This is a genomic window from Streptomyces sp. NBC_00457 (genome assembly GCF_036014015.1).
Lineage (GTDB): Bacteria > Actinomycetota > Actinomycetes > Streptomycetales > Streptomycetaceae > Streptomyces.
On the sequence record NZ_CP107905.1, the window covers coordinates 5,336,373 to 5,360,056 of the forward strand.

The 23,684-nt window shown below is 70.4% G+C and carries 24 protein-coding genes; 12 read left to right on the top strand and 12 right to left on the bottom strand.

The window, feature by feature from the left end; all coding sequences use genetic code 11:
* Window position 1 precedes the first annotated feature (1 nt).
* Window positions 2–601: a GAF domain-containing protein gene (locus OG828_RS24220; protein ID WP_328360557.1), complete on the top strand. Its 600-nt coding sequence runs from the start codon at window positions 2–4 to the stop codon at window positions 599–601.
* A 100-nt stretch (window positions 602–701) separates the two neighbouring features.
* Here the strand turns inward: OG828_RS24220 and OG828_RS24225 are convergent, their stop codons facing one another.
* Complete coding sequence (locus tag OG828_RS24225; RefSeq protein WP_328360560.1) at window positions 702–1,982, bottom strand: acyl-CoA dehydrogenase family protein; 1,281 nt, start codon at window positions 1,980–1,982, stop codon at window positions 702–704.
* A 503-nt stretch (window positions 1,983–2,485) separates the two neighbouring features.
* On the opposite strand from OG828_RS24225, the gene OG828_RS24230 reads away from it, so the two are divergent.
* The gene (locus OG828_RS24230; protein ID WP_328360563.1) at window positions 2,486–3,028 is read left to right on the top strand and encodes a tellurite resistance TerB family protein; all 543 of its coding nucleotides are present in this window, start codon (window positions 2,486–2,488) and stop codon (window positions 3,026–3,028) included.
* 66 nt (window positions 3,029–3,094) lie between these two features.
* On the opposite strand, the gene dacB is transcribed toward OG828_RS24230, so the two are convergent.
* The 5 genes from dacB to OG828_RS24255 all read right to left on the bottom strand — a co-directional run bounded on the left by dacB (window position 3,095) and on the right by OG828_RS24255 (window position 6,585).
* Window positions 3,095–4,399: a D-alanyl-D-alanine carboxypeptidase/D-alanyl-D-alanine endopeptidase gene (gene dacB, locus OG828_RS24235; RefSeq protein ID WP_328502311.1), complete on the bottom strand. Its 1,305-nt coding sequence runs from the start codon at window positions 4,397–4,399 to the stop codon at window positions 3,095–3,097.
* A 123-nt stretch (window positions 4,400–4,522) separates the two neighbouring features.
* The gene (locus OG828_RS24240) at window positions 4,523–4,984 is read right to left on the bottom strand and encodes a hypothetical protein (protein ID WP_328502312.1); all 462 of its coding nucleotides are present in this window, start codon (window positions 4,982–4,984) and stop codon (window positions 4,523–4,525) included.
* Window positions 4,968–5,459 (bottom strand): RNA polymerase sigma factor, encoded by a 492-nt coding sequence (locus OG828_RS24245; RefSeq protein WP_210573067.1) that lies wholly within the window; start codon window positions 5,457–5,459, stop codon window positions 4,968–4,970. The genes OG828_RS24240 and OG828_RS24245 overlap by 17 nt, the downstream gene beginning before the upstream one ends.
* Window positions 5,460–5,557: 98 nt before the next feature.
* Entirely contained in the window at window positions 5,558–6,202 is a 645-nt protein-coding gene (locus OG828_RS24250; RefSeq protein WP_328502313.1) for a class F sortase, read from the bottom strand.
* A complete protein-coding gene (locus OG828_RS24255) occupies window positions 6,199–6,585 on the bottom strand; it encodes a sortase-dependent protein (RefSeq protein ID WP_328502314.1) in 387 nt (128 codons plus the stop codon). Before OG828_RS24255 ends, OG828_RS24250 begins: the two co-directional genes overlap by 4 nt.
* Before the next feature lie 272 nt (window positions 6,586–6,857).
* On the opposite strand from OG828_RS24255, the gene OG828_RS24260 reads away from it, so the two are divergent.
* Both OG828_RS24260 and OG828_RS24265 read left to right on the top strand, forming a co-directional pair.
* Window positions 6,858–8,441, top strand: coding sequence for a carbohydrate-binding protein (locus OG828_RS24260; protein ID WP_328502315.1), 1,584 nt, complete (start codon window positions 6,858–6,860; stop codon window positions 8,439–8,441).
* A 278-nt stretch (window positions 8,442–8,719) separates the two neighbouring features.
* Window positions 8,720–8,878, top strand: coding sequence for a hypothetical protein (locus OG828_RS24265; RefSeq protein ID WP_328502316.1), 159 nt, complete (start codon window positions 8,720–8,722; stop codon window positions 8,876–8,878).
* A 71-nt stretch (window positions 8,879–8,949) separates the two neighbouring features.
* On the opposite strand, the gene OG828_RS24270 is transcribed toward OG828_RS24265, so the two are convergent.
* Window positions 8,950–9,834 carry a DUF4394 domain-containing protein gene (locus tag OG828_RS24270; protein WP_328502317.1) on the bottom strand — a complete coding sequence of 295 codons (885 nt, stop codon included), beginning with the start codon at window positions 9,832–9,834 and terminating at the stop codon, window positions 8,950–8,952.
* Window positions 9,835–10,109: 275 nt separating this feature from the next.
* Here OG828_RS24270 and OG828_RS24275 point away from each other — a divergent pair, with 275 nt between their 5' ends.
* A complete protein-coding gene (locus OG828_RS24275) occupies window positions 10,110–11,324 on the top strand; it encodes a PucR family transcriptional regulator (RefSeq protein WP_328502318.1) in 1,215 nt (404 codons plus the stop codon).
* Window positions 11,325–11,331: 7 nt separating this feature from the next.
* On the opposite strand, the gene OG828_RS24280 is transcribed toward OG828_RS24275, so the two are convergent.
* Window positions 11,332–12,066 (bottom strand): GbsR/MarR family transcriptional regulator, encoded by a 735-nt coding sequence (locus OG828_RS24280; RefSeq protein ID WP_328360594.1) that lies wholly within the window; start codon window positions 12,064–12,066, stop codon window positions 11,332–11,334.
* A gap of 242 nt (window positions 12,067–12,308) precedes the next feature.
* Here OG828_RS24280 and OG828_RS24285 point away from each other — a divergent pair, with 242 nt between their 5' ends.
* The 3 genes from OG828_RS24285 to OG828_RS24295 are packed head-to-tail and all read left to right on the top strand — an operon-like array spanning window position 12,309 to window position 14,737.
* Window positions 12,309–12,980 (top strand): DUF4097 family beta strand repeat-containing protein, encoded by a 672-nt coding sequence (locus OG828_RS24285; protein ID WP_328504932.1) that lies wholly within the window; start codon window positions 12,309–12,311, stop codon window positions 12,978–12,980.
* 12 nt (window positions 12,981–12,992) lie between these two features.
* A complete protein-coding gene (locus OG828_RS24290; RefSeq protein ID WP_328502319.1) occupies window positions 12,993–13,952 on the top strand; it encodes an ATP-binding cassette domain-containing protein in 960 nt (319 codons plus the stop codon).
* On the top strand, window positions 13,949–14,737 hold the full coding sequence (locus OG828_RS24295) for an ABC transporter permease (RefSeq protein ID WP_328439570.1): 789 nt from the start codon (window positions 13,949–13,951) through the stop codon (window positions 14,735–14,737). The genes OG828_RS24290 and OG828_RS24295 overlap by 4 nt, the downstream gene beginning before the upstream one ends.
* 104 nt (window positions 14,738–14,841) lie before the next feature.
* Here the strand turns inward: OG828_RS24295 and OG828_RS24300 are convergent, their stop codons facing one another.
* The 4 genes from OG828_RS24300 to OG828_RS24315 form a co-directional block, all read right to left on the bottom strand.
* A complete protein-coding gene (locus OG828_RS24300; protein ID WP_328502320.1) occupies window positions 14,842–15,228 on the bottom strand; it encodes a VOC family protein in 387 nt (128 codons plus the stop codon).
* Window positions 15,229–15,349: 121 nt separating this feature from the next.
* A complete protein-coding gene (locus tag OG828_RS24305) occupies window positions 15,350–17,875 on the bottom strand; it encodes an FtsX-like permease family protein (RefSeq protein ID WP_328502321.1) in 2,526 nt (841 codons plus the stop codon).
* A 3-nt stretch (window positions 17,876–17,878) separates the two neighbouring features.
* On the bottom strand, window positions 17,879–18,640 hold the full coding sequence (locus tag OG828_RS24310; RefSeq protein ID WP_328360609.1) for an ABC transporter ATP-binding protein: 762 nt from the start codon (window positions 18,638–18,640) through the stop codon (window positions 17,879–17,881).
* On the bottom strand, window positions 18,637–18,873 hold the full coding sequence (locus OG828_RS24315; RefSeq protein WP_328502322.1) for a hypothetical protein: 237 nt from the start codon (window positions 18,871–18,873) through the stop codon (window positions 18,637–18,639). Before OG828_RS24315 ends, OG828_RS24310 begins: the two co-directional genes overlap by 4 nt.
* A gap of 224 nt (window positions 18,874–19,097) precedes the next feature.
* On the opposite strand from OG828_RS24315, the gene OG828_RS24320 reads away from it, so the two are divergent.
* From OG828_RS24320 to OG828_RS24335, 4 genes are all read left to right on the top strand, one after another.
* A complete protein-coding gene (locus OG828_RS24320) occupies window positions 19,098–20,327 on the top strand; it encodes a sensor histidine kinase (protein ID WP_328504933.1) in 1,230 nt (409 codons plus the stop codon).
* 16 nt (window positions 20,328–20,343) lie between these two features.
* A complete protein-coding gene (locus OG828_RS24325; protein WP_328360614.1) occupies window positions 20,344–21,003 on the top strand; it encodes a response regulator transcription factor in 660 nt (219 codons plus the stop codon).
* A gap of 145 nt (window positions 21,004–21,148) precedes the next feature.
* Window positions 21,149–22,306: a serine hydrolase domain-containing protein gene (locus OG828_RS24330; RefSeq protein WP_328502323.1), complete on the top strand. Its 1,158-nt coding sequence runs from the start codon at window positions 21,149–21,151 to the stop codon at window positions 22,304–22,306.
* Window positions 22,307–22,447: 141 nt separating this feature from the next.
* Window positions 22,448–23,674 carry a cytochrome P450 gene (locus tag OG828_RS24335; protein ID WP_328502324.1) on the top strand — a complete coding sequence of 409 codons (1,227 nt, stop codon included), beginning with the start codon at window positions 22,448–22,450 and terminating at the stop codon, window positions 23,672–23,674.
* Window positions 23,675–23,684: the final 10 nt, after the last annotated feature.

Below are 23,684 nucleotides of genomic sequence, written 5' to 3' on the forward strand. Positions count from 1 at the left end.
CATGTCAGCCCCGGTTCCCTACACCCCGCCGACCCAGTTCGACCCGACCAGCCACCTGCTGCTGACCCCCGAGGACCGGGACGCGCCGGCCCGGGTGGCCCGGCTGCGCGAGCTCGGCATCGGGGACACCCCCATCCCGGAGTTCGACGAGTTCGCGCGCAATCTGGCGCAGGTCACCGGTGCGCCGTTCTCGATGGTCAACTTCATCGACGAGAACCGCCAGTACTTCGCCGGTCTCTACGCCGCCGGGAAGCCCGGTGTGCAGTTGGAGGCGGCGCCGCAGGAGCAGCAGGTGGGCCGCACGATGACGCGGGACCAGGGGTACTGCCCGCATGTCGTGGTCCGCAAGAAGGCGCTCGTCCTCGAGGACGTCTGCGACTATCCGCGGTTCGCGGGCAACCGGGTCGTGGATGAGATCGGCATCCGCTCTTACATGGGGGCGCCGCTGATCGACTGGAAGACCGGGATGGCGTTGGGGACGATCTGCGTGGTCGACACGGATACGCATCCGTGGGGGCGGGAAGGGCTGGCGACGATCAAGTCGCTGGCGCAGCAGTTGGTCGAGCGGATCCATGTGATGGAGGAGCGGGGCGGCATCTGAACGAGTCTCGCCGTTGGACGGCCGGATTCGCTTCGTCTGCGGGTCCGTTGTGGCTGGTCGCGCAGTTCCCCGCGCCCCTAACGGGGCGCGGGGGGCCGCTTCAGCCCGCTGCCGGCTCCAGTTGGTCCTCTCTGAAGTGCGGCCCTACCGTCCGGACCAGGTGGGACAAGCGTTCTGACCACTGGCCCTTGGATGTGCCGAGGGCTACCTCGCCCAGTCTCAGGAGCTGGATGTCGGAGGTGCCGGCGGGGGCGTAGATGTGGTGGGCGTCGCGTTGGTAGCGCTCGATCGGGCGGTCCGTGAAGAGGCCTGCCGCGCCGTGGATCTCCATCGCGTCCTTGGCCGACTCGACGGCGGACTCGTGGTTGAGGAACTTCGCGTTCATCAGCTCCGCGTCGCAGGGCAGCCCCTGGTCGAGCAGGTGCACGGCGTGATACGCGGCCAGCCGGGCGGTCATCAGCCGGGACTTCATGCGGCCCAGCTTGAGCTTGATGCTGTTGAGGGCGCCGAGGGGTGCGCCGTAGCGCTCCCGCTCGATGCACAGGGCGGTGGTCTCCTCCAGGACGGCCTGGTGGATGCCGAGGGATACGGCGGTGAGGTTGGGGCGTCCGTAGAGGATGCTGGACGAGTAGGCGACGGCCAGGCCCTGGCCCTCCGCGCCGAGCCGGTTGGCCGCGGGGATGCGGAGGTTGTCGAAGATCAGCTTGCCGAAGCTGAAGCCGTGCAGGCCCATCGCCGGCTGGTGTGCGGCGAGCGAGAAGCCGGGGCGGTCCGACTCGACGAGGAAGGCCGACAGGCCCTGCGCTCCCTCGCCGGTGCGTACGACCACTCCGTGCAGGTCGCCGACGTGGCTGTTGCCGACGAAGACCTTGTGTCCGTTGAGGATGTAGTCGTCGCCGTCACGGACGGCGGTGCTGCTCATCCCGAGGACATGGCCGCCCGACGCCAGTTCGGTCACCGCGATCGTCGGCAGGCAGTCGCCCGCGGCGATACGCGGCAGCCAGGTGCGCTTCTGCAGTTCGTCGCCGAAGTGAATGATCTTGGCGACGCCCAGCTGGGAGGCCTGCACCATGGCCCCCATCGCTCCGCTGACGCGGGCGAGCTCCTCGATGATGATGGTCTTGGCCAGATGTCCGGCGCCCATACCGCCGTACACCTTGTCGATGGTCACGCCGATCCAGCCCTGCCGGGCGATGAGCCGGGACAGGTCGTGTGCCACCGCTCGCGAAGTCTCCATCTCCGCTATCCGGGGGCGAACTTCTCGTTCGGCGAACTCGCGCACCGTTCGTCGCAGGTCATCGTGCCACCCGCTGGTGAAAAAGTAGCGTTCCACAACCCCTCCAGCACGCTGCCTCCGGCTCCGTGCGGAGCCGGGGGTCATTCGTCGGGCAGTGGTTCCTCGCCCAAGGGCCGACCGCCCAGAAGATTGTCTACTTATCGATCCATCCCAGCCAAGATCAGCATGGAGGGTTGGCCGAAAAACGGTAGATTGCATTCCGCGCCAACTGTGCGCTATGGAGCGCAACTTGGCCTGAACACTGGCAGGTAACGGAGAGAAACCGTTCACGATTGAACAGAGTTCAACCCAAACGGTCATCCGTCCACCCATCAGGCAATTGCCCGGCGGGCAGTCGGCGAGGCACATGGACAGTCAGTCACCTTCTGTGTGGCTGATATGAGGCCCATATGCTGGATCGATACTGCGTTCGACAGCCGCAGATCAGCCACATTCCCAGGGGTCACAGAGCAGCAGGTCTGCACCAGGAGACACTTGTGCCCCACTGGTGTCGGAGGAACTTCGGGCCGTGGGGAGGCGTTGCCAGGAGGAAGCCCGGGAATGGTGCGGGCGACCGAACGATGTGGGCTCAAGCCGAGGTGGCACGTATGGCGATGTGGGATCGGATCAAGGACCAGGCCAAGGGGCTGCAGCAGGGGTCGCGGGGCCCCGGCGGTCACGGGACTCCGGGTGCGCGGTCCGGCGGGGGATCGAAGGCGCAGCTGGTGAGCACGCTCAAGACCCAGCTCACGTCACTGAAGACGGAGTTGAAGAGCGGCGCCTACCGGGACGCCAGCATGGCCATGTGCGCCCTGGTCGCCGCCGCCGACGGGACGGTCGACCCGGCCGAGCGGCAGCACGTGGAGTCGCTGATCGTCAGCAACGACGTGCTGCAGAACTTCCCGCCCGACCAGCTGCGGCAGCGGTTCAACAAGCATGTCGACCAGCTCGCGGTCAACTTCCAGCACGCCAAGGCGGAGGCCATGCAGGAGATCGCCAAGGCCGCGAAGAAGCCGACCGAGGCCAGGGCCGTCGTACAGACCGGCTTCGTGGTGGCGGGCGCGGACGGCTACATCGCCCCGGCCGAGGAGCAGGTCCTGCGCGAGGCGTGCGGGGTACTCGGCCTGTCCCCCCAGGAGTTCGGCCTCTGAGCGACCGTGGCCACCGACCGGCGCCAGGACTGTCCGGCGCCGGTCGTGGGTTCGCGGGTCCCCCGCTCAGGCCCAACAGCCGTTGACCGTGGCGGCGAGGCCGTCGAGGGCGTCCTTGGTGGCGGTCGGGTTGGCGGGGGAGCCGTTCTCCACGAAGGAGAAGACCTTCCAGCGACCGTCCTGAGCCTTCGTCATGCCGCTCAGCGCGATGGCCCCGGTGAGGGTGCCGGTCTTGGCCCTGACCTTTCCGACGGCGCACCTCGAGGCCGCGGTGTCGAAGCGGCCCCACTCCGGCCCGAGAGTGGCGCCCCTCTGCCCGGCGACCGGCAGTCCGTCCGCGACATGCTTCAGCGTCCGGGAGTGGCGCGGGTCGACGGTCAGGTCGAGGATCTCGGCCAGGGTCTGCGCGGGGATCCGGGTGGCCCGGGACAGCCCACTGCCGTCGTACATCCGGAAGTTGGCCAGTGACACGCCGTACGTCCCACTGAGCACCGTCCGTACGGCCGCCGTCCCGCCCTCGAAGGTGGCCGGGCGTCCGGCGCCGAGCGCGGTCATCCTCAGCAGCGACTCGGCGATGTCGTTGTCGCTCACCTTGAGCATCCGCCGCACGATCCTGGACAGCTTGGCCGACCGGTGCTGCCCGACGGTGACGTCACGGGCCCCGGCCGCACCGCGGTTGACGCCACCGGTGACGGTGACGCCCCGCTGGGCCAGGAGCCGCGCGAAGACCTGCCCCGCGTCGAGCGAGGTGTCCATGACGTCGTGCCCGGCCACGGCCAGCGCCCGTACCGGCGTGACCTCGCCGGGGTAGTAGCCGCGCTTCCAGCCGGTGGCACGGGTGGGCCTGGGAAAGAGACGCCCGTCGACGCGGACCCGCACCGACGTCACACCGGCCCTCTTCAGACCCGCGACCGCGTCCTTGGCCAGCCCGTCGAGGTTCCCGGTGGTCAGGGTGTGGTCGCCGCCGCCGACGAGGGTGAGCGTGCCGCTGCCGTGGACGACCTTGGTGGTGAACCGGTGGTCGGGGCCGAGGACGGTCAACGCCCCGACGGCGGTGGCGAGTTTGACGTTGGACGCGGGCATCAGCGCGGTCGCCGCGTGGTGACCCCAGATCCTCCTGTCGGACGCGGCGTCGATGACGACACCGCTGACCCGGCCGCCCAGCCGCCGGTCCCGGACCCGGATGTCGAGGTTGCGCGCCATCTTCCGTTCGTCGCGGTCGAGTTCGGCGGTGGAACGCTGCGCGGCTGCCGGGTCGGCGGCGGCTGACGGAGCGGTGAGCATCGTCGCGGCGAGGGGGACGGTCGCCACGATCACGAGCGCGCGGCGCAGCGACGGGCGCATCGTTCTGGGCTTGCGGGAACTGGGCATGTGGGGGCCTCGGTGCACGGGAAGAGCGGATAAGTGGTGCGAACGGAACAGGCACAACTTATGCGGGAATTACCCGCCACTCATCGCAAACCAGCCCCAGCGCATGTCGGCCGTGTCGCCGTGTCAGGGACTTCCCTCGGACGGGGCGGCCTCCGTCGCGGGCGCCTCCGCGGACGGCCAGGCGGGTGTGGGCACCGTTGTGTTGCTCGGCGGCGCGAGGGGCACGTCGGTGCCGGGGTTCCGGGTGGGGCTGTCGCTCGCGTCGGACGGCGAGGGGGTGGTGGAGGGCGCCGACGGTGCGGGGGGTGTCGTACGACCGCTCGGGGGCGGTGGTGCGAGCGGAGCCGAGGGGGCGGCAGGAGAGGTGGGGGTGGAAAGGTGGACCGGCAGGGCGATCAGCGTGGCGACGGCGCAGGTCAGGGCCGCTCCGGCGGCGGCGCGGAGCAGTCGGCGGCGGGACGCGGTGCGGCGGATCGTCTCGTAGTGGCCGGGGGGCGGAGCGAGGTGCTCGGAGGCGGGACGGAGGATCACCGCCAGGGGGTCGTCCGGCGCGAACTCCGGGTCCTCGTCAAAGCGTGTGGTCAAGGCTTCTCCTCAGTTGGACGCGGAGCAGTTCGCGGGCCGCGTGGAGGTCGGCCTTGACGGTTCCTTCCTTACGTCCGGTCAGCACGGACACCTCCCGGATCGGCATGTCAGCGTAGTAGTGCAGCAGGATCGGCACGCGCAGTCGTTCCGGCAGGGACTGCACGAGCAGCCGTACGGACGGGTCCGCCGGTTCGGCGTGCGGGCGCACCGCGACTTCATGGGTGGCCCGGCGCACGGCCCTGCGCTCGCGCTCCAGCTTGCGCCAGTGGTCCCGGACCAGGTTCGCGGCCGTGACGTAGAGGAAACCGCGGGGCTCCTCCACCTTCGTCCAGCGGGCCCACAGCCGGGTGAACGCCTCCGACGCGATCTCGTGCGCCGTCTCGTCGTCGTCGACGAGACGGCGGCACCAGCCGGCCAGGCGCGGGTAGAGGGCGGCGAACAGCTCGGACGCTGCCGTGTCGCGGGACCGTTTCAACGCTCTCCAGGGTGGTGCGGGTTGTGGGGGGCGGCTCAACTCGTTCTCAGCGCACGCTCAGCACGCGCTCAGCACATCAACGCGTCCTCAACTAGTCCTCAGCTCTTGCTCAGCGCGGCGAAGACGATCACGTTGTCGCGGTACTCGTCGCCGCTCTTGGGCCCACCGCAGGTGATCAGTCGCAACTCCGGGCGGCCTACGTCACCGTAGACGTCGTCCGTCGGGAACTCCGCCTTGGCGACCGTCCGTACGGCAGTGACGGCGAACTCCGTCTCCGTACCGTTCCCCAGGCGCACCTCGATCCGGTCGCCGCGGCGCAGCTGGTCGAGATGCCGGAAGACTCCGTCGCCGTACTCACCGACCGTGACATGGCCGAGGATCACCGACGGGCCGACCTCACCCGGCGTCGGCGAGTGCCCGTACCAGCCCGCCCGGTCGTGCGCGGTGACCGGCGGTACTTCCACGGTGCCGTCCGACGCCAGCCCCAGCCGGATGACCGGGGTGTCGACCTCGATGCCGGGGATGCGCAGCCGGACGGGCACGGAATGGCCGACCGCCTTGGCGGGACCGGGCGTTGACCGCGGTGTCGTCGACCGCGGTGTGCTTCCCGTGTCCTGCTCGGTCCGCACGCCCTCGTGGCCGCCGCCGCACCCCGCGAGGAACGAGGCCGTCAGCGCACCCGCCGCTGCGGTCGCGAACGTACGCCTGGAGAGCGGCCCACGCCTGGAGAGCAGCTCCGTCATGCCCCGGTCGCCCGCCGACGCCGTACGACGAAGACCGCCGCGCCACTCAGCCCCAGCGCCGCGGCAGCACCGCCGCCGATCATTCCGGCGCCGGGCCCCGAGTCCTGCGACGTCACTCCGGTGTCGGGGGCGCCGCTGGGGACGACGGAGACCTGATCACTCGGGGCGAGGGTCGGCTCGGGGCTGGGGGTGTCCTCCGTCGGCGCGACAGTCGTCGGTTCGGCCGGCGCGGGACTCGGGCTTCCGTCCTCGTCCGGTACGGGACTCGGGGCGGTGGTCGCCTTGGGGGCCGGGGTCGTCGCCCCGTCGGCGAACGCGGGCCCGGTGGCCGCCAGTACGGCGGTGCACGCAAGTGCCAGGACGCTGAGGACAGTTCGACGCATCGTTTCGCTCTCTTTCGTCGGCCCGCCCGGTATGCGGCGGACTGTGTGACGGGTCGAGCGGAGAGACGAGGCGGGGGCGGGTCGGGTTGTAAAGAGATGGCAAAGCCGTGAGAACGCCGCCCCTGCACGGCAGTTCATGTTAGTGAACAGCAATCATGTACAAGTCATTGACGCGCTCACATCATGCCTCTAGCTTCCGAGAAAGCGCTTTCCCTCATCTGGATGTGAACCAAACCCACCGCACGCGAATCCAACCGACTTGGAGACGAACGATGCGACTGAGACCAGTGAGACCAGTCATCGCGTCCGTCGGCCTGCTGGCCGGGACACTCGTCGCGCTGTCCGCCACCCCCGCGGCACAGGCGGCGACCACCCGCTACGAAGCCGAGAGTTCCCCGGCGGTCTGCACCGGCACCGTCGACTCCGACTGGGCCGGCTACTCGGGCAGCGGGTTCTGCAACGGCACCAACTCCACGAGCGGCTCTGCCCAGTTCACCGTGACCGCACCCGCATCGGGCACGGCGACCCTGCACATCCGCTTCGCCAACGGCACCACCGCCGCACGCCCGGCCGGACTGGTCGTCAACGGGTCCACGGTGCAGACGCCGTCGTTCGAGGGCACGGGCGCCTGGTCGACCTGGGTCACCAAGACGCTGACCGTGCCGGTGAACGCGGGCAGCAACACCATCCGGCTGGCCCCGACCACCGCGGCCGGCCTGCCGAACATCGACTACGTCGAGGTCGTGACGGACGGCACCACTCCGCCTGTTGGCAGCGCGCTCTACGTCGCCCCGAACGGCACCGACGGCGCGGCCGGAACGCAGGCCGCGCCCACGACGCTCACCTCGGCGATCAGCCGGATCTCCGCGGGCGGAACCATCTACCTGCGCGGTGGGACGTACAACCAGGCCTCGACGGTCACCATCCCGGCCGGCAGCAACGGCTCCGCGAGTGCCCGCACCACCCTGTCCGCCTACCCGGGCGAGACGCCGGTGCTCAACTTCTCGGCGCAGACCGAGAGTTCGTCGAACCGCGGGCTCCAGCTCAACGCGTCGTACTGGCACATCAAGGGTCTGATCGTCGAACGGGCCGGGGACAACGGCATCTTCGTCGGCGGCAGCAACAACGTCATCGAGCGCACGGTGACCCGCTTCAACCGCGACACGGGACTGCAGCTCGGCCGGATGACCTCCACCACGCCGACCGCCCAGTGGCCGTCCAACAACCTGATCCTCAGCGCCGAGTCGCACGACAACGCCGACTCGGACGGCGAGGACGCGGACGGCTTCGCCGCGAAGCTGACCTCGGGGACCGGGAACGTCTTCCGCAACGCCGTCGCGCACAACAACATCGACGACGGCTGGGACCTCTACACCTACGCCGACGAGGACCCCATCGGCCCGGTGACCATCGAGGACTCCCTCTCCTACGAGAACGGCACCCTCAGCGACGGCTCCCAGGCCGGCAACGGCGACCGCAACGGCTACAAGCTCGGCGGCGAGGACGTGCCGGTCAACCACATCGTGCGGCGCAGCTTCGCCGTCGACAACGGCAAGCACGGGTTCACGTACAACAGCAACCCGGGCTCGATGACGATCTCCAACAACGTCAGCGTCGACAATACCGAACGCAACTTCAACTTCGACGCGGGCACTTCGGTGTTCCGGAACAACACCTCATGCCGCTTCAGCAGCGGCACGAACGACCGGATCATCGGTAACGCCGACAGCTCCAACCAGTTCTGGTCCGGCACGAACGGCTCCCGCTGCTCCTCCTACGACGGCGCCCTCGGCTGGTCCTTCACCTCGGACGGCCGCCTGGTCGTGACCTTCGGGGGCACTCAGGTCACTCCTTGACCCGTCATCACGCAGAGCGGCCCGTGGGACAGCTGATGTCCGGCGGGCCGTCGACGCCCTGTGCGCCAGCCGCGCCCAGACGGCCCTGATGACCACCTTCACACCCGAGGGCCGTGACCTGCGCTCCCTGCTGAGCGGGATGATCGCCACTCAGCCCGCGTTGAACCGCGCCCTGGCCGAACGCCTCACCGCACTCGCCGTCACCTACCCCACCGCGGACCCGACGGCCCACCCTCTCCACGGCACCGCAGCCCCCACTGCGCATACCGGCGGCCCTGTTGAGCGCGGCCGGGGCGTCGGGCCTGGCGGTGTGGCTCACGAACGGCCCGGACACGGCCGTTCGCCTTGTGGTGGGCCTCATCTCCGCGCTCTCCCTGTGGGGCATGGCCGTCTGGACGGTCACGGGGGCGGCGTCCGTCAGCGCACAGGCGCCGTGATCAGCGGGCGCAGTCGGTCGTGCAGGGGCGTCCCGCCGGGCAACTGCCCGGCGGGACGCTGACGTACGGGCTCAGCTTCCCGTGAGGGAGATGGCCAGGTCCGTGAGGTTGACGGCGAACTTGGACGTGGCGGCGTCGGCCACGAGCGTGGCCTCGCCGGTGAAGATGTTGATGCTGTAGAGGGAAGGCCTGTTGGCACCGGGGACGGAGAGAGCGGCGAAGGCGGCGTTGCTGACCGTCTTGCCGCCCGACAGGGTGCTGAAGATGTCCATGCCCGCGTTGATCTGCGCGTCGATGCCGAGGCTGCCGGTCGCTGCCAGCGTGCCGTTGTTGGCCGGGGACTGGATGACGACCTGGTCGGTGGTCGTGTTGACATCGAACAGCGTGGTCGCGGTGGCCCCGTTGAGGTCGTTGTTCGTGTAGGCGGCGGCGGAGACGCCCTTGGTCGTGCCCTCGATCGGCGGGGTGGTGAGGTTCACGTCCTGGATGGTCGTGTTGTCGTTGAGGTTGTGCCGCAGGTTCTGGCCGGTGTCGCTGATCACACGCAGCCGGTCGGCGGCCGGGTTGAAGTCGACGCCGAAGTTGGTGCCGTGCAGCGTGTACTGGAGCTGGGAGACTTTGGTGATCACGACGTCCGTGGTGGCCGGCGGGGTCTTGATCGTGTAGATGCCGCCCTGGTTGCCGACGCCGTACATCAGGCCGTTCTGCACCCGGAAGTCGATGCCGATCAGAGTCGTGTCGCCACTCAGCCCGACGATGTCCCTGACCCAGTTGTTCACGTTCGGCTTGTCGGTGGTGAACATGGCCATCTGGGTACCGTCACCGGTGATCCCGAAGGCCACCAGGCTGGGGGTGGCGGCGGCCGAGCCGCTGCCCGGCAGGCCCAGCATGAGCGCCGAGGAGACGGACACGACCGCGATCGCCGCCGCGAGTCTCTTTCTGGTTCCTGATTTCATGGCTGTTTCCCTCCCGTTTGATCGAATGCCATCGAATGAAATTGCGCGCGCAGCGCCTCTGCGAGTGCGAATTTCGACGTCATGGCGGCTCCCATTTAGCCGCCTTCACAGCAGCTCCACAACCGGATCTGCCCACAACACCCCCTTGATCAGCGAACTTTGCACACCGTGACAAATGCCGGGTCGATACCACGGTCTTCGATTCACGCGAAGTGATAAATCCCGTCCGGATTTCGTCTGTCGAGCCGCTCACCTGCGCTGGCAGGCTCCCGTCCATGGGGAGCCTCTTCGCTGAACTGGCCCGGCAGGCGTCGACCAACGCCCGCCGGGAGGTCGAGACGTACGCACGCGAGATTCCGGAGTTCCGATTTCTGGATACGGACCCCCGGGCCAGGGGCGATACGATGGAGTACTCGGTGTGGCTCCGGCGCCGGACGATCGAACTGTCCCCGGGCAACAGCGAGCTGACCGCCGACGACCTCCGCTACATCGCGACCATCGGCGAGGTTCGGGCCGCTGCCGGAATGTCCTCGGATTCACGGCAGCGGGTGCTGCGCGTGCACACCGCGCTCATGCTGCGCGACATCCACGAGGCGACCGAGAGCCAACGCGGCGGCGATGTCGAGGAACTCATGCAGGTGATGACCTGGTTCGCCCCGCAGGGCGACCGCGGCATCGTCGCCTACCGACAGGGATTCGTGACGGTGCTGCGCCGCCGACTGCCGTACGTCGAACAGGTCGCCCTGCTGGCCAGGTCACTGCTGACCGGCGACCCCATGGCCACCGACCTCGCCCCCGCCCTCGGCCTGGACGTCCCCGAATTCTGCGCGGTGACGGTGATCCGGGTGCCGGACCGCCCCGCCGGTGACCGTGACCTGGACAACGAGATCGAGGCGCTGGTGAAGACGCACCGGGTACCGGTCGTGTGGTGCCCGGAAGGCGGAACGCGGGGTGGTGAGCTGATCACCGTAACTCCGTGTGCGGACGATGAGTTACGGCAGTCCCCCGCGCCCGCGACTGATCTCGTACGTGACTTCGCCGAGGCCCTCGGCCGCCCCTGCGCCGCCGGCACCGCCACCGCACCCCGGTCCGAACTCGCCGACGCCCTCGACCGGGCCCGGCGGATCAGCAAGGCGGCCCCGCTGCGACCGGCATCGGCCCGGTTGCGGGCCCACACCATGCCGGACGTCTTCGTCGAACTCGCCGTCGCGGACGTGCCGTTCGTCGACGCCTGGCTCCACACGGTGGCCCAGCGCCTCGCCTCCGGCCCCGATCTCCTCGTCACCCTCGACGCGTACTACCGCCACGACATGAACCGCGGCGCCACCGCGACCGCCCTCAACGTCCACCCCCGCACCCTCGACTACCGCCTCCGCCGCGTACGCGAACTCACCGGCATCGACCCGGGCTCGACCTCCGGCGTACGGACGCTGAGTTCGGCCGTGACGCGGCGGCTGTCGGGGGCGTGGGACAGGGAGACGGCAACCTGAACGTGGCTCAGTCAGTGCCGCCCGCCGTCGTCTCGGGTTTCGTCCGCAGGATGTCGCGGGCCTGCTCCGCCGCGCGGGCGGTGCTCTCGGCTATGAAGTCGAGGTAGCGGGCGATGTTCTCGAACCGGACGCCGGCCGGGGTGCCGGGGCCGAGGACGCTGACGCCCTGCCGTGCGGTCTGGACGGTCTGCTCGAGGGCCCGGGCGCTGGCCATCATCGACTGGTACCAGATGTCGTCGTCGACGACATAGCGCTCGCGGCGGCGGTCGTCGCGTTCCCGGCGGACCAGGCCCTGGCTTTCGAGGAACGCGACCGCTTTGGAGATGGACGCCGGGCTGACTTGGAGGCGCTGGGCCAGTTCGGACGCGGTGAGGCTGCCCGAGTCGCTGATGCAGAGGCAGGACATCACCCGGGCCATCATCTTGGGCGTGCCCGACGCCATAAGGACGGTGGTGAACACCTCCTCGTACTCGCGCACCGCCTCCGGGTCGCGTCCGTAGGCCTGCGGGGGCGCCACGGGACTCGCGGGTGCGGCCTGCTTGCGGCGGTGGGCGCGGTGTTCGGTGGCGCGGTGGGCGAGGTCGGCGCGGTAGCCGGTGGGGCCGCCGTTGCGCATGACCTCGCGGGTGATGGTCGAGGTCGGGCGCTCCAGGCGCCTGGCGATCTCCGCGTAGGCGAGGCCGTCGGCCAGTCCCAGCGCGATCTGCTGGCGTTCCTGCTGGGTGAGTCTGCCTCCCGGCATCGCTGCCTCCTTCGTGGTCCGTGGCCTCCACCATAGCGTTCACTTCCATTTCATTGCAACAAGCAGAGATGAGCTTGTTGCGTTACGTTCAGGACCGTTGCAACGATTTCTGGGCTCTCACCTGCATTGATGCCGATCACGCGCAACAACTTGATTGCCAGATCATTGAATGCAACGTAGCGTTTCTGTCATCGGAAACAGCGACTGCCAAGGAGCACACCATGTACAAGGCCCACCACACGATCCAGAAGTTCGACACCGCCGCCCCGATCTCCGCCCACTTCGACATCCCGGCCGGACGCATCCAGCTCATCGCCGCGGACCGCGCCGACACGACCGTCGAGGTGCTGCCCGCGAACGCCGCCAAGAGCCGCGATGTGAAGGCGGCGGAGGAGATCGAGGTCACCTACGGCGACGGGTTGCTGCGGATCTCGGCGCCACCCGCGAAGAACAAGTACCTCGGCCCCTCCGGAGCCGTCGAGGTGACCGTCCAGCTGCCCGCCGGTTCCCACGTCGAGGCGAAGACGGCCGCCGCCGAGTTCCGGGGCGTCGGACGGCTCGGCGATGTCGTCGTCGCGGACGGCTACCGCTCGGTCAAGCTCGACGAGGCGGCAAGCGCCCGCCTCGCCGCCGCCGACGGGGACATCACCGTGGGCCGCCTCACCGGCCCCGGCGAGATCCGCACCCAGCGGGGCGACATCCGCATCGACGAGGCCGCGAGCGGCACCGTCACCCTGAGCACCCAGCAGGGCGACATCACCATCGGCGCCGCTCAGGGAGTCTCCGCCTCCCTCGACGCCGGCACCGGCTACGGCCGCGTCAGCAACGCGCTCAAGAACACCGACGGCGCCGCCGCCGGCCTGACCATCCACGCCACCACCGCCTACGGCGACATCACCGCCCGCAGCCTGTAAAGGAGCAACGTCATGACCAACCTGGCCATCGCGGCGAACGGGCTGCGCAAGTCCTACGGCGACAAGACCGTCCTCGACGGCATCGACCTGAACGTGGCGGAAGGATCGGTCTTCTCCCTGCTCGGCCCGAACGGGGCCGGCAAGACCACCGCCGTCAAGATCCTTTCCACCCTGATCAGCGCCGACGCCGGTGTCATCAGCGTCGGGGGCCACGATCTCGCCGCGGACCCACAGGCCGTGCGCGGCGCGATCGGTGTCACGGGGCAGTTCTCGGCCGTGGACGGGCTGATCACGGGTGAGGAGAACATGCTCCTCATGGCGGACCTGCACCACCTGTCCAGATCCGAGGGGCGGCGGGTCGCCGCCGAGCTGCTGGAGCGGTTCGACCTGGTCGAGGCGGCGAAGAAGCCCGCCTCCACCTACTCCGGCGGTATGAAGCGGCGGCTCGACATCGCCATGACGCTGGTCGGCAGTCCGCGGATCATCTTCCTGGACGAGCCGACCACCGGCCTCGACCCCCGCTCCCGCCACAACATGTGGCAGATCATCCGCGGGCTGGTCTCCGACGGGGTCACGGTCTTCCTCACCACCCAGTACCTGGAGGAGGCCGACGAACTCGCCGACCGCATCGCGGTGCTGAACGACGGCAAGATCGCCGCCGAGGGAAGCGCCGACGAGCTCAAGCGCCTCATCCCCGGCGGACACGTCCGCCTGCGCTTCACCGACCCGGCCGCCTACCAGTCCGCCGCCACCACGCTGGGCGAGGTCACCCGGGACGACGAGGCACTGTCCCTGCACATCCCCAGCGACGGCAGCCAGCGCGAGCTGCGCTCCCTCCTCGACCGGCTCGACCTGGCCGGCATCGAGGCCGACGAACTCACCGTCCACACCCCCGACCTCGACGACGTCTTCTTCGCCCTCACCGGCAGCGGCGCCACCGTCACCGACCAGCCCAAGGAGGCTGTCCGATGAGCAACCTCTCCCTCGCCGTGCGCGACTCCTCCACGATGCTGCGGCGCAACCTGCTGCACGCCCGCCGCTACCCGTCGCTCACCCTGAACCTGCTGCTCACGCCGATCATGCTGCTCCTGCTGTTCGTCTACATCTTCGGCGAGGCGTTCAGCGCCGGCCTCGGCGGCGGCGCCGACCGCTCCGACTACATCGCCTACGTCATCCCCGGCGTCCTGATCATGACGATCGGCTCCACCGTCGTCGGCACCGCCGTATCGGTCGCCAACGACATGACCGAAGGCATCATCGCCCGCTTCCGCACCATGGCCATCCACCGCGGGTCGGTGCTGTTCGGCCACGTCGTCGGCAGCCTCCTGCAATCCATCGGCAGCGTCGTCCTCGTCGGCGCCGTCGGCGTCGCCATCGGCTTCCGGTCCACTGACGCCACCGCCCTGGAATGGCTCGCGGCGTTCGGACTGCTCGTGCTCTTCGCGCTGGCACTCACCTGGATCGCTGTCGGCATGGGCCTGGTCAGCCCGAATGCCGAGGCCGCCGCCAACAGCGCCCAGCCCCTGGTGCTGCTGCCGCTGATCTCCTCCGCCTTCGTCCCCGCCGAGTCCATGCCCGGCTGGTTCCAGCCCATCGCCGAATATCAGCCCTTCACCCCTGTCATCGAAACTCTCCGCGGCCTCCTCCTGGGCACCGAGATCGGCCACAACGGCTGGATCGCCATCGCCTGGTGCCTGGGCCTCGCCGTACTCGGCCACCGCTGGTCGACCTCGAAGTTCAACCAGGACCCGAAGTAACACCATGACGACGCGGGCCCTCCCGCAACGCGTCCCACCCCAGGGCGGCGTACACCGGCACCTCACCGGCGTACGCCGCCCTGTCCGGGTACTGGGCCAGGCGCCTACTTGGTGTGCACGATCTGGATCAGATTGCCGCAGGTGTCGTCGAGGATGGCGGTGACGGCCGGCCCCATGTCCAGCGCCTCCTGGGCGAACCGCACACCGAGCCCGCGCAGCCGCTCGAACTCCGCCGGCACGTCGTCGACGGCGAACGAGACGGCCGGGATGCCCTCCGCGGCCAGCCCTTCCTTGTACGCCTTCACCACGGGGTGGCGGGAGGGCTCGAGGAGGAGTTCGGTGCCGTCGGGGTCCTCGGGGGAGACCAGGGTGAGCCAGCGGTCCTCGCCCATGGGGACGTCGTGCTTCGTCCGGAAACCGAGCACATCGGTGTAGAAGCGCAGCCCCTTCTCCTGGTCGTCGACGAAGACGCTGGTCAGATGGATCCTCATGGTGTGCCCTCCGGGGTATCGGGCCTGAGCCATCGGATGAGATGACAGTGACCACCAGCTCATCGCGGATGGGCCGACCTATCAAGCCGACCCATCAAGGCACCCGCCGCCAGGTGACCTGTCACTCCCGCACCGAGAGCGCGTCCGCCGGTGCCGTTCGCAGTGCCTGCCGGGTGGGCAGTTCGACCGTGAGGAAGGCCGTGCAGACGACCAGGACCGCGAGGGCGGGCAGCAGCCACGCCGGACCGGCGGGCCAGGGGCGGTTCAGGAAGCCGATGCCGAGCAGGGCCAGGGGGATCACGGACAGCAGTACGCCCGTGGTGAGGGACGCCGCGCCGATCACCGCGGCCTCGCGGCGCATCATCGCCAGGATCTGGCGGGGCGTGGTGCCGTTCAGGCGGAGGGTGGCGATCTCGTTACGGCGCTGGGCCGTCGTGGCGACGAGCTTGTTGGCGATGCTCAGCAGCAGGTAGCCGAGGAGTACGACGATGACGGCCAGGTTGATCCACACCTCCGGCGGCGCCTCGCTGAGCCCCTCACCGGCTCCGGTGTCGGTCGGCTCCAGCACCAGCCCGGGCCGCGACGCCACCACCTCGGCGAGTTCGCGCTCGGCCGCCTCACTGCCGTCGGTGCGGACGAGGACGCTCTGGTCGAGCCCGGCGGTCGTGTGCCCCTTCGCGAGATCGTGGGACAGGGCGACCGGCCCGAAGCCCAGCCCGCGGTCGTAGACGGCGACGACCCGCGCCAGGACCGGGACGCCGTCACCGAGCACCAGATGCACCGTCCTGCCCAGCTCCGCCCCCCGCGTCCGCGCGACCTCACTGCTGACGGCGACGGTGGCACCGGTGAGCCGGTCCAGGCTGCCCTCCCGGACGCCGAGATCGAGCACCGACCTCGCGTCCGGCGTCAGGATCATCGCCGTACCGGACTCGACCTCGTCCTCACCCAGCAACTTGTAGGGCCACACCACAGTCGTGGAACTGACGGGGGCAGCGGCTCGTACGCCATCCGTGTCGCGTACGGCCGTCAGCGCGTCGGCGGGCAGTCCGCCCAGGCCGGGTGCGGTGAGGCGCTGCTGGGCGAGGGTGCCGGTGCGGACGTCGTCCGCAGTGGCCGCCATGACCGTCGTCTGCGTGAAGGTGTACGTCAGCACGAACACGACCGCCATCGCGAGGGCGCTGACGACGCCCGCGAGCCGCATGGCGTACCCGCGAATGTTCGACACGGCCAGCCAGGTCGGCGCCGAGACGCCGGGGCGCAGCCGGCGTGCTGCCACGGTGCCGAGGCCACGGACCAGGGCGGGGCCCGCCAGCGCCAGCCCGATCGCGCCGATGATCCCGGCGATGGAGGTGGCCGTGGAGCCGAGGACCGTGCGGCTCAGCAGCGGAACGACCGAGAGGGCGGTCGCGGCGACGATCAGGAGAAGGCCGGCGCGGGTGCGCAGCTTCGACGGGTTGCGGGGTTCGCTGCGGGACTCGGCGACCGCCTCGGTGGCCGGCATGCGCGAGGTGCGCCAGGCGGCGCCCCGGGCGGACAGCTGGACGGCGGCGGCGAGGAGCAGGACCGTCGCGGCTGCGGGGATCGGGCTCAGGGTGAGCGGCAGGGTCTGAGGCAGGACCCCTCGGTCGACGAGGAGATCGCGGAACTGCCCGGCCAGCAGATAGCCCAGCGCCACGCCCGGCACCATCGCCACGCCCGCGATGAGCGTGGCCTGCGTCGCGGCAAGTCGCCGTATCTGCTTCGGAGTCGCGCCCACGGCCCGCATCAGGGCCAGGTCCCGGCGCTGCCCGCCGACCGCCACGGCCAGCGCGCTCGCCATGACGAAGCCGATGATCAGCAGGACGATGCCGGCCAGTGAACCGGCGAGCAGGATCAGCAGGGAGCGGGCCGCCCCGGCGCCGGGGGACTCGATGTCTCCCCGGTCGCCACCGGTGGACACGGTCAGGCCGGTCCCCTGCACTTCGGCGCGGGCAGCGGCGGCGACCTCGTCCTCGGCACCGGGTTCGGTGCGCAGGGCGACCAGGTCGACGGTACTGCCGCCGGACAGGCCGCGGGCCGTCGTATCGGCGAAGAGGATTCCGGCGCCGGGGGCGTCGACGACCGCGGCGAGACGGTAGTCGGCGGCGGCGCGGCCCACCGCGGCGATCCGTACCTCGTCGCCGACCTGGACTCCGGCGGCCTGCGCCGTCTCGCTGTCGAGGGCCACCTGGCGCGAGCCGGCGGGCGCGGTGCCGTCGACCTTCGCGTCCTCGTACAACTCCTTGGACGACCAGCCGTGTCCGGCCGTCTGCGGTTCCTCGGACGGTACGACCTGACCGCGCGCGTCGACGACGGCCGCGGGGAAGCCGATGTCGCCGACCGCCTCGGTGACGCCCGGCAGTCGGGACAGCTCGTCGACCAGCCGGGCCGGGACCGCCCCGCGCTCCGGGAGCGCGATCGGCAGGTCGCCGGGCGGGTGGTACGTCTGGTCGGCGGAGACCACGACGTCCGCTCCGGCGAGGCGGCCGGTGGGGAGCTGGGAGCGCAGGCCGGACTCGGCGAGGACGCCGGTGCCGGTGATGAGTGCCGCGCCGCCGAGGACCGCGCAGGCCACCGCGAGAAGTGCGGTGATGCGGTGGCCGGCCATGCGTACCGCGAGATGCAACATGGGTTACGCCTCTCCCAACGCGACGAGACGGGCGGCCAGTTCGGGCGCGGTCGGCTTGTGCAGGGTTTCCGTCACGCGGCCGTCGGCCATGACCAGGGCCTGGTGCGCCTGGGCGGCGGCGGCCGGGTCGTGGGTGACCATCACGACGGTCTGGCGGAGTTCGTCGACGAGTTCGCGCAGCAGGTTCAGCACCTGGTGGGCGGTGCGCAGATCCAGCGCGCCGGTCGGTTCGTCGGCGAACACCACGGCGGGCTTGGCGACCAGCGCCCGGACGATGGCGGCGCGTTGCTGCTGGCCGCCGGAGAGTTCGGCGGGCCGGTGGCCGAGCCGGTCGGCCAGTCCGACGCGCGCCACCAGCGCCATCAGCCAGTCCTTGTCGGGGGCGCGGCCCGCCAGGCGCAGCGGCAGGGTGATGTTGTCGGCGATGGAGAGGGAGGGGACGAGGTTGTAGGACTGGAACACGAAGCCGATGCGCTCGCGGCGCAGTTCGGTGCGGCGGGTCTCGTTCAGGCCGCTGATCTCGTGGCCGTCGATGGCGATGCTGCCCTCGGTCGGGGAGTCCAGCCCGGCGGCGCAGTGCATCAGCGTGCTCTTGCCGGATCCGGACGGCCCCATCACGGCGAGGAAGGTGCCGCGTGTGACTGTCAACGACACGTCGTCCAGGGCTCGTACGCCACCGGGGTACGTCTTGCTGACGTGCGCCAGCGCGATGGCGGGCGCGTGGCCCGTGACCGTGCGGGGAGTTCCCGCGGCGGGCGCTCTCATCGCCGGCCCCGCAGCCGCTGCACGACGAGCGCGGTCACTGAGAGCGCGGTGACCGCGCCGCAGGCGAGGTGGATGTGGGTCGCGGCGCCGCTGTAGGAGGCGGCCATGTTGCCGACGACGCTGATCACCAGCACTATCCACAGGGTCGCCCTGGCGAGGTCGGAGAGGGTCAGGGCGCTCGGCCGGGCGCTGTCCGTGTCGGTGGTGAGGCGGTAGTGGTCGGTGGTGGTCATGGCCTGCTCCTCGGTTTCTTCGGTGATTCGCTGACGTCACCGAAGCTACGGATCGTGACCCCCTGCCTCCGAGCCCGCAGGCCGCCCGGTTCGGGGTACAGCCTGCTGTACCTCTGTGCTCCTCCGCATGACGGCGAACCGGCCGACCCCCTAGGGTCGTTGACGTGCACGCCGAAACCGCCGCCACCACAGACGGCAAGAAGGCCGCCCCCGCGCGCCCCGGCATCCGGGAGACCGCCGTCCGCGCCGCCAGTGGTGCCGTCGCCGCGCTCGAACAGCTCGCCGGCGGGCTCGGTACCGCCGTGATCGCACTGGCCGTGCTGCTGTGCCTGCTGTTCGCCACCGTCACCGTTCCGCTCGGCGTCGGCCTGCTCATCGCGCCCCAGGTGCTGCGCGCCCTGCACTCGCTGGCCGACCGCGAACGCGAACGGCTCGGCCGCTGGGGACCCGAGGTCATCGGCCCCGATCCGGCGCCGACCCGGCTGCGGCTCGCCCTCGTCGACGCGACCACCCGGCGGGAGCTGCGCTGGCTGCTGCGCCACGCCACGCTGGGGTTCCTGCTCGGCTTCATCGGCGTGCTGCTGCCGCTGCTGGCCGTGCGCGACGCGCTGTTCCCGGCGTACTGGCGGCTGATGCCCGAGGAGACCAACAGCACGTCGCTGGGGTTCGACCCCGCGCAGACCTGGGCGGACGCCCTCTCCGTCTCGCTGCTCGGTCTTGGCTGGATCGCGATCATCGTGGGGCTCACGCCGGGCATGGCACGGCTGCAGGCGGCGCCCGGACGGCGGCTGCTGTCCGCCGGGCCCGACGTCGACCTGTCCCTGCGCGTCGCCGAGCTCACCGCCACCCGGGCCGCCGCGCTGGACGCCCACGCCACCGAACTGCGCCGTATCGAGCGCTCGTTGCACGACGGCACGCAGAACCGGATCGTCACCGTCACCGTGCTGCTCGGCGCCGCCCGCCGCATGGTGGCCCGCGACCCGGCCGGCGCCGAGGAACTCCTCGAACGCGCCCAGGGCGCCGCCGAACAGGCCCTCGCCGAACTCCGCGATGTCGCCCGGGGCATCCTGCCGCCGGTGCTGGCCGACCGCGGACTCGAAGGCGCGCTCAGCGGACTCGCCGCGTCCTGCGCGGTGCCCTGCCGGATCGACGTGGACGCGCCCGCGCGGTGCGCCGCGTCCGTCGAGGCGACCGCCTACTTCGTGGTCGCCGAGGCCCTGACCAACATCGCCAAGCACAGCCAGGCCGACAACGCCACCGTCACCGTACGAAGCCGCGGCGGCCTGCTGCGGCTGACCATCACCGACGACGGCCGGGGCGGCGCGGACGAGGAGGGCGGCTCCGGACTGACCGGCATCCGCCGCCGGATCGCGGCCCTCGACGGCACCCTCGCCGTGACCAGCCCGCCCGGCGGGCCGACAACACTGGAAGTGGAACTGCCATGCGGAACATGACGAAGCGGGAGCGTTCATGCGGATCGTGATCGCCGAGGACGACCCGTTGCTGCGCGAGGGCCTGGCCCTCCTGCTGCGCGCCGAGGGCCTGGACGTCGTCGCCACCGCCGGAACCCCCGACGGCATCCTGGACGCCATCGACGAGCACAAGCCCGACGTCGCCATCCTCGACGTACGGATGCCGCCGACGCACACCGACGAGGGGATCGTCGCGGCGGTCGAGGCGCGGCGGCGCAGGCCCGATCTCGCCGTGCTCGTCCTGTCGGCCTACGTCGAGCAGAGCTTCGCCAGCGATCTGCTGGGCGGCGGAGTGGACGGGCTCGGCTATCTGCTGAAGGAACGGGTCGGCCGGGTCGAGGAGTTCCTCGACGCGCTGCGGCGCGTGGCGGAGGGCGGCACCGCCATCGACCCCGAGGTGGTCGCCCAGCTGTTCACGCGCAGCCGCGAGGACACCCGCCTGGAGCGGCTCAGCCCCCGGGAGCGGGACGTGCTGGCGCTGATGGCGGAGGGGCTCGGCAACAGCGCCATCGCCGAACGGCTGGTCGTCACCGACGGTGCCGTGCACAAGCACATCCGGAGCATCTTCGCCAAGCTGGATCTGTCGCCGCAGGACCAGGTGGACCGGCGGGTCGCGGCTGTGCTGCGGTACCTGGAGGACGTACAGCGAAAGGGCTGAGGTACAGCAGGCTGTACGTCGTCACGGCAGCAACCCCCACCGCACAGAGGCCAGTTGGCCGGATCGTCCGGAAGCCGTCGGCTTCCTAGGTTGGTGTCCGCATCGCAGCGAGCGGTGCGGACACCAACCCGCGAGGAGCACCCGCATGAAGCGCACCGCCACCGCCCTGGTCGCCGCGATCGCCGCGTCCGTCCTGACGATCCCCGTGGCATCCGCCACGGCCACGTCCCCGCAGTCCTCGCACGACTCGCTGCGGGACCGGGTGAACGCCGTGATGGAGACCGGGGGGACCGTCGGCGCCCTCGCCCGCTCGACGGGCCCGCACGGCATACAGCGCACGGCCACCGCGGGCGTCAGCGACAAGGCCACCGGCGAGGCCGTGCGCCCCGGCGACCGGTTCCGGATCGCCAGCGCGAGCAAGACGTTCGTCGCCACGGTGGTGCTGCAACTGGCGGGCGAGGGGCGGCTGTCGCTGGACGACACCGTCGAGGACTGGCTGCCGGGCGTGGTCTCCGGCAACGGCAACGACGGCAGCAGGATCACCGTGCGGCAGCTGCTCCAGCACACCAGCGGGCTGTTCAACTACACGGCGGACTTCCCGGCGTTCACCAGCGTGGACGGCTTCGAGGCCGGCCGGTACACGACCTGGACCGACGAGCAGCTGGTCGCGATCGCGATGAAGCACCGGCCGGACTTCGCGCCGGGCACCAAGTGGTCGTACTCCAACACGGGTTACATCCTCGCCGGAATGATCATCGAGAAGGCCACCGGGCACAGCTGGCAGCAGGAGGTCACCCGCCGCATCATCAAGCCGATGCACCTGCGCCACACCCTCGCCCCGACCACCCAGACCCACATCCCCGGCCGCCATCTGCACGGCTACTCCGACTTCGACGACTCCGGCCCGACGATCGACGTCACCGAGCTCAACCCGTCCGCGGGGAGCGCGGCAGGCGGCATGATCAGCACCTCGGCCGATCTCACCCGCTTCTACCAGGCGCTGCTCGGCGGTCACCTGCTCCGCCCGGCCGAGATGAAGGCGATGAAGACGACCGTGCGCGCCGCGGAAATGGACGAGGTCTGGGCCGGCGCGCGCTACGGCCTCGGCCTGATGGAGGTCCCGCTGTCCTGCGGCGGCTCGTACTACGGCCACGGCGGCGACCTCCCCGGCTACACCACCCGCGACGGCGCCACCGCCGACGGCCGCCGGGTCGTCGTCCTCGCGACCACCGGCGACGGAACGGCCGACCTGACCACGGAGCACGCGCGGAACAAGGTGATCGACGGGGAGCTCTGCTCCTGAGACCACGCGAGACCGACAGGCCCGGATCGCACCGCTCCGGGCCTGTCGCGCATTCCGGCCACTTCCCTCCTTCCGCGTACGCCGCCACCGGATCACCATGGCCAAGTGCCGTGATGTGCCGATGAGTTGGAGTGACCCCCGATGGACAAGTCGACGATCGACGCGATTCCGGAGTACGGGACCAGCAGGGCGCCGGGCTGCCCCTTCGACCCCGCGCCCGCCATGGCGGCCCGGCGCGAGGAAGGCCCCGTCGTGCGGGTGCGGCTGTGGGACGGCAGCACCCCGTGGCTGGTCACCGGATACGCCGAGCACCGGGCCGTGCTGAGCGACCCCAGGGTCAGCGTCGTCCCGACCACGCCCGGCATGCCGAGGCTGTCGCCGTCGGAGGCGCAGGCGGAGGCGACGGCGTCCGCGCTCAGCTTCATCCTCATGGACGACCCCGAACACGCCCGGCTGCGGCGGATGGTCACCGGCGCCTTCTCCGTCAAGCGGATCGAGACGATGCGGCCGGTCGCGCAGCGCATCGTGGACGAGCGGATCGACGCGATGCTGGCGGGCCCGAACCCGACCGACCTGGTCGAGGCGTTCGCGCTGCCCGTGCCCTCGCTGGTGATCTGCGAGCTGCTCGGAGTGCCGTACGAAAGCCATGACTTCTTCCAGCGCGACAGCAAGGTCATCATCAACCGCGACTCCAGCGCCGAGGAGCGGCGGGAGGCCGCGATCCGGCTCTACATGTACCTGGACGGGCTGGTCGGCGAGAAGCTCGACGCCCCCGGCGAGGACCTGCTCTCCGGGCTGACCGGGCGGATCAGGGCCGGTGAGCTGTCCCGCGAGGAAGCGGTGCAGATGGGCGTGCTGATGCTGTTCGCCGGGCACGAGACCACCGCGAACATGATCGCGCTGGGCACGCTCGCCCTGCTGGAACACCCCGCCCAGCTGGACCGCCTGCGCGAGAGCGACGACCCGAAGTTCGTCGCCGGCGCGGTGGAGGAGCTGCTGCGCTATCTGACCATCACGCACGGCGGCACGCGGCGCGTGGCGCTGGAGGACCTCGAGATCGGCGGGCAGCTCATCCGCGCCGGCGAGGGCATCGTCGTCGTCAACGAGACCGCCAACCGGGACGCCGCCGTCTTCGGCGACGACCCCGACCGCCTCGACCTCGACCGCGACGCCCGCCGCCATGTCACCTTCGGCTACGGCATCCACCAGTGCCTCGGCCAGTCCCTCGCCCGCATGGAACTCCAGGTCGTCTACGGCACGCTCTACCGCCGTATCCCCACCCTGCGCCTGGCCGCGGACATCGACGACATCCCCTTCAAGCACGACGGGTTCATCTACGGGGTGTACGAAATGCCGGTGGCCTGGTGACGGAGCCGGC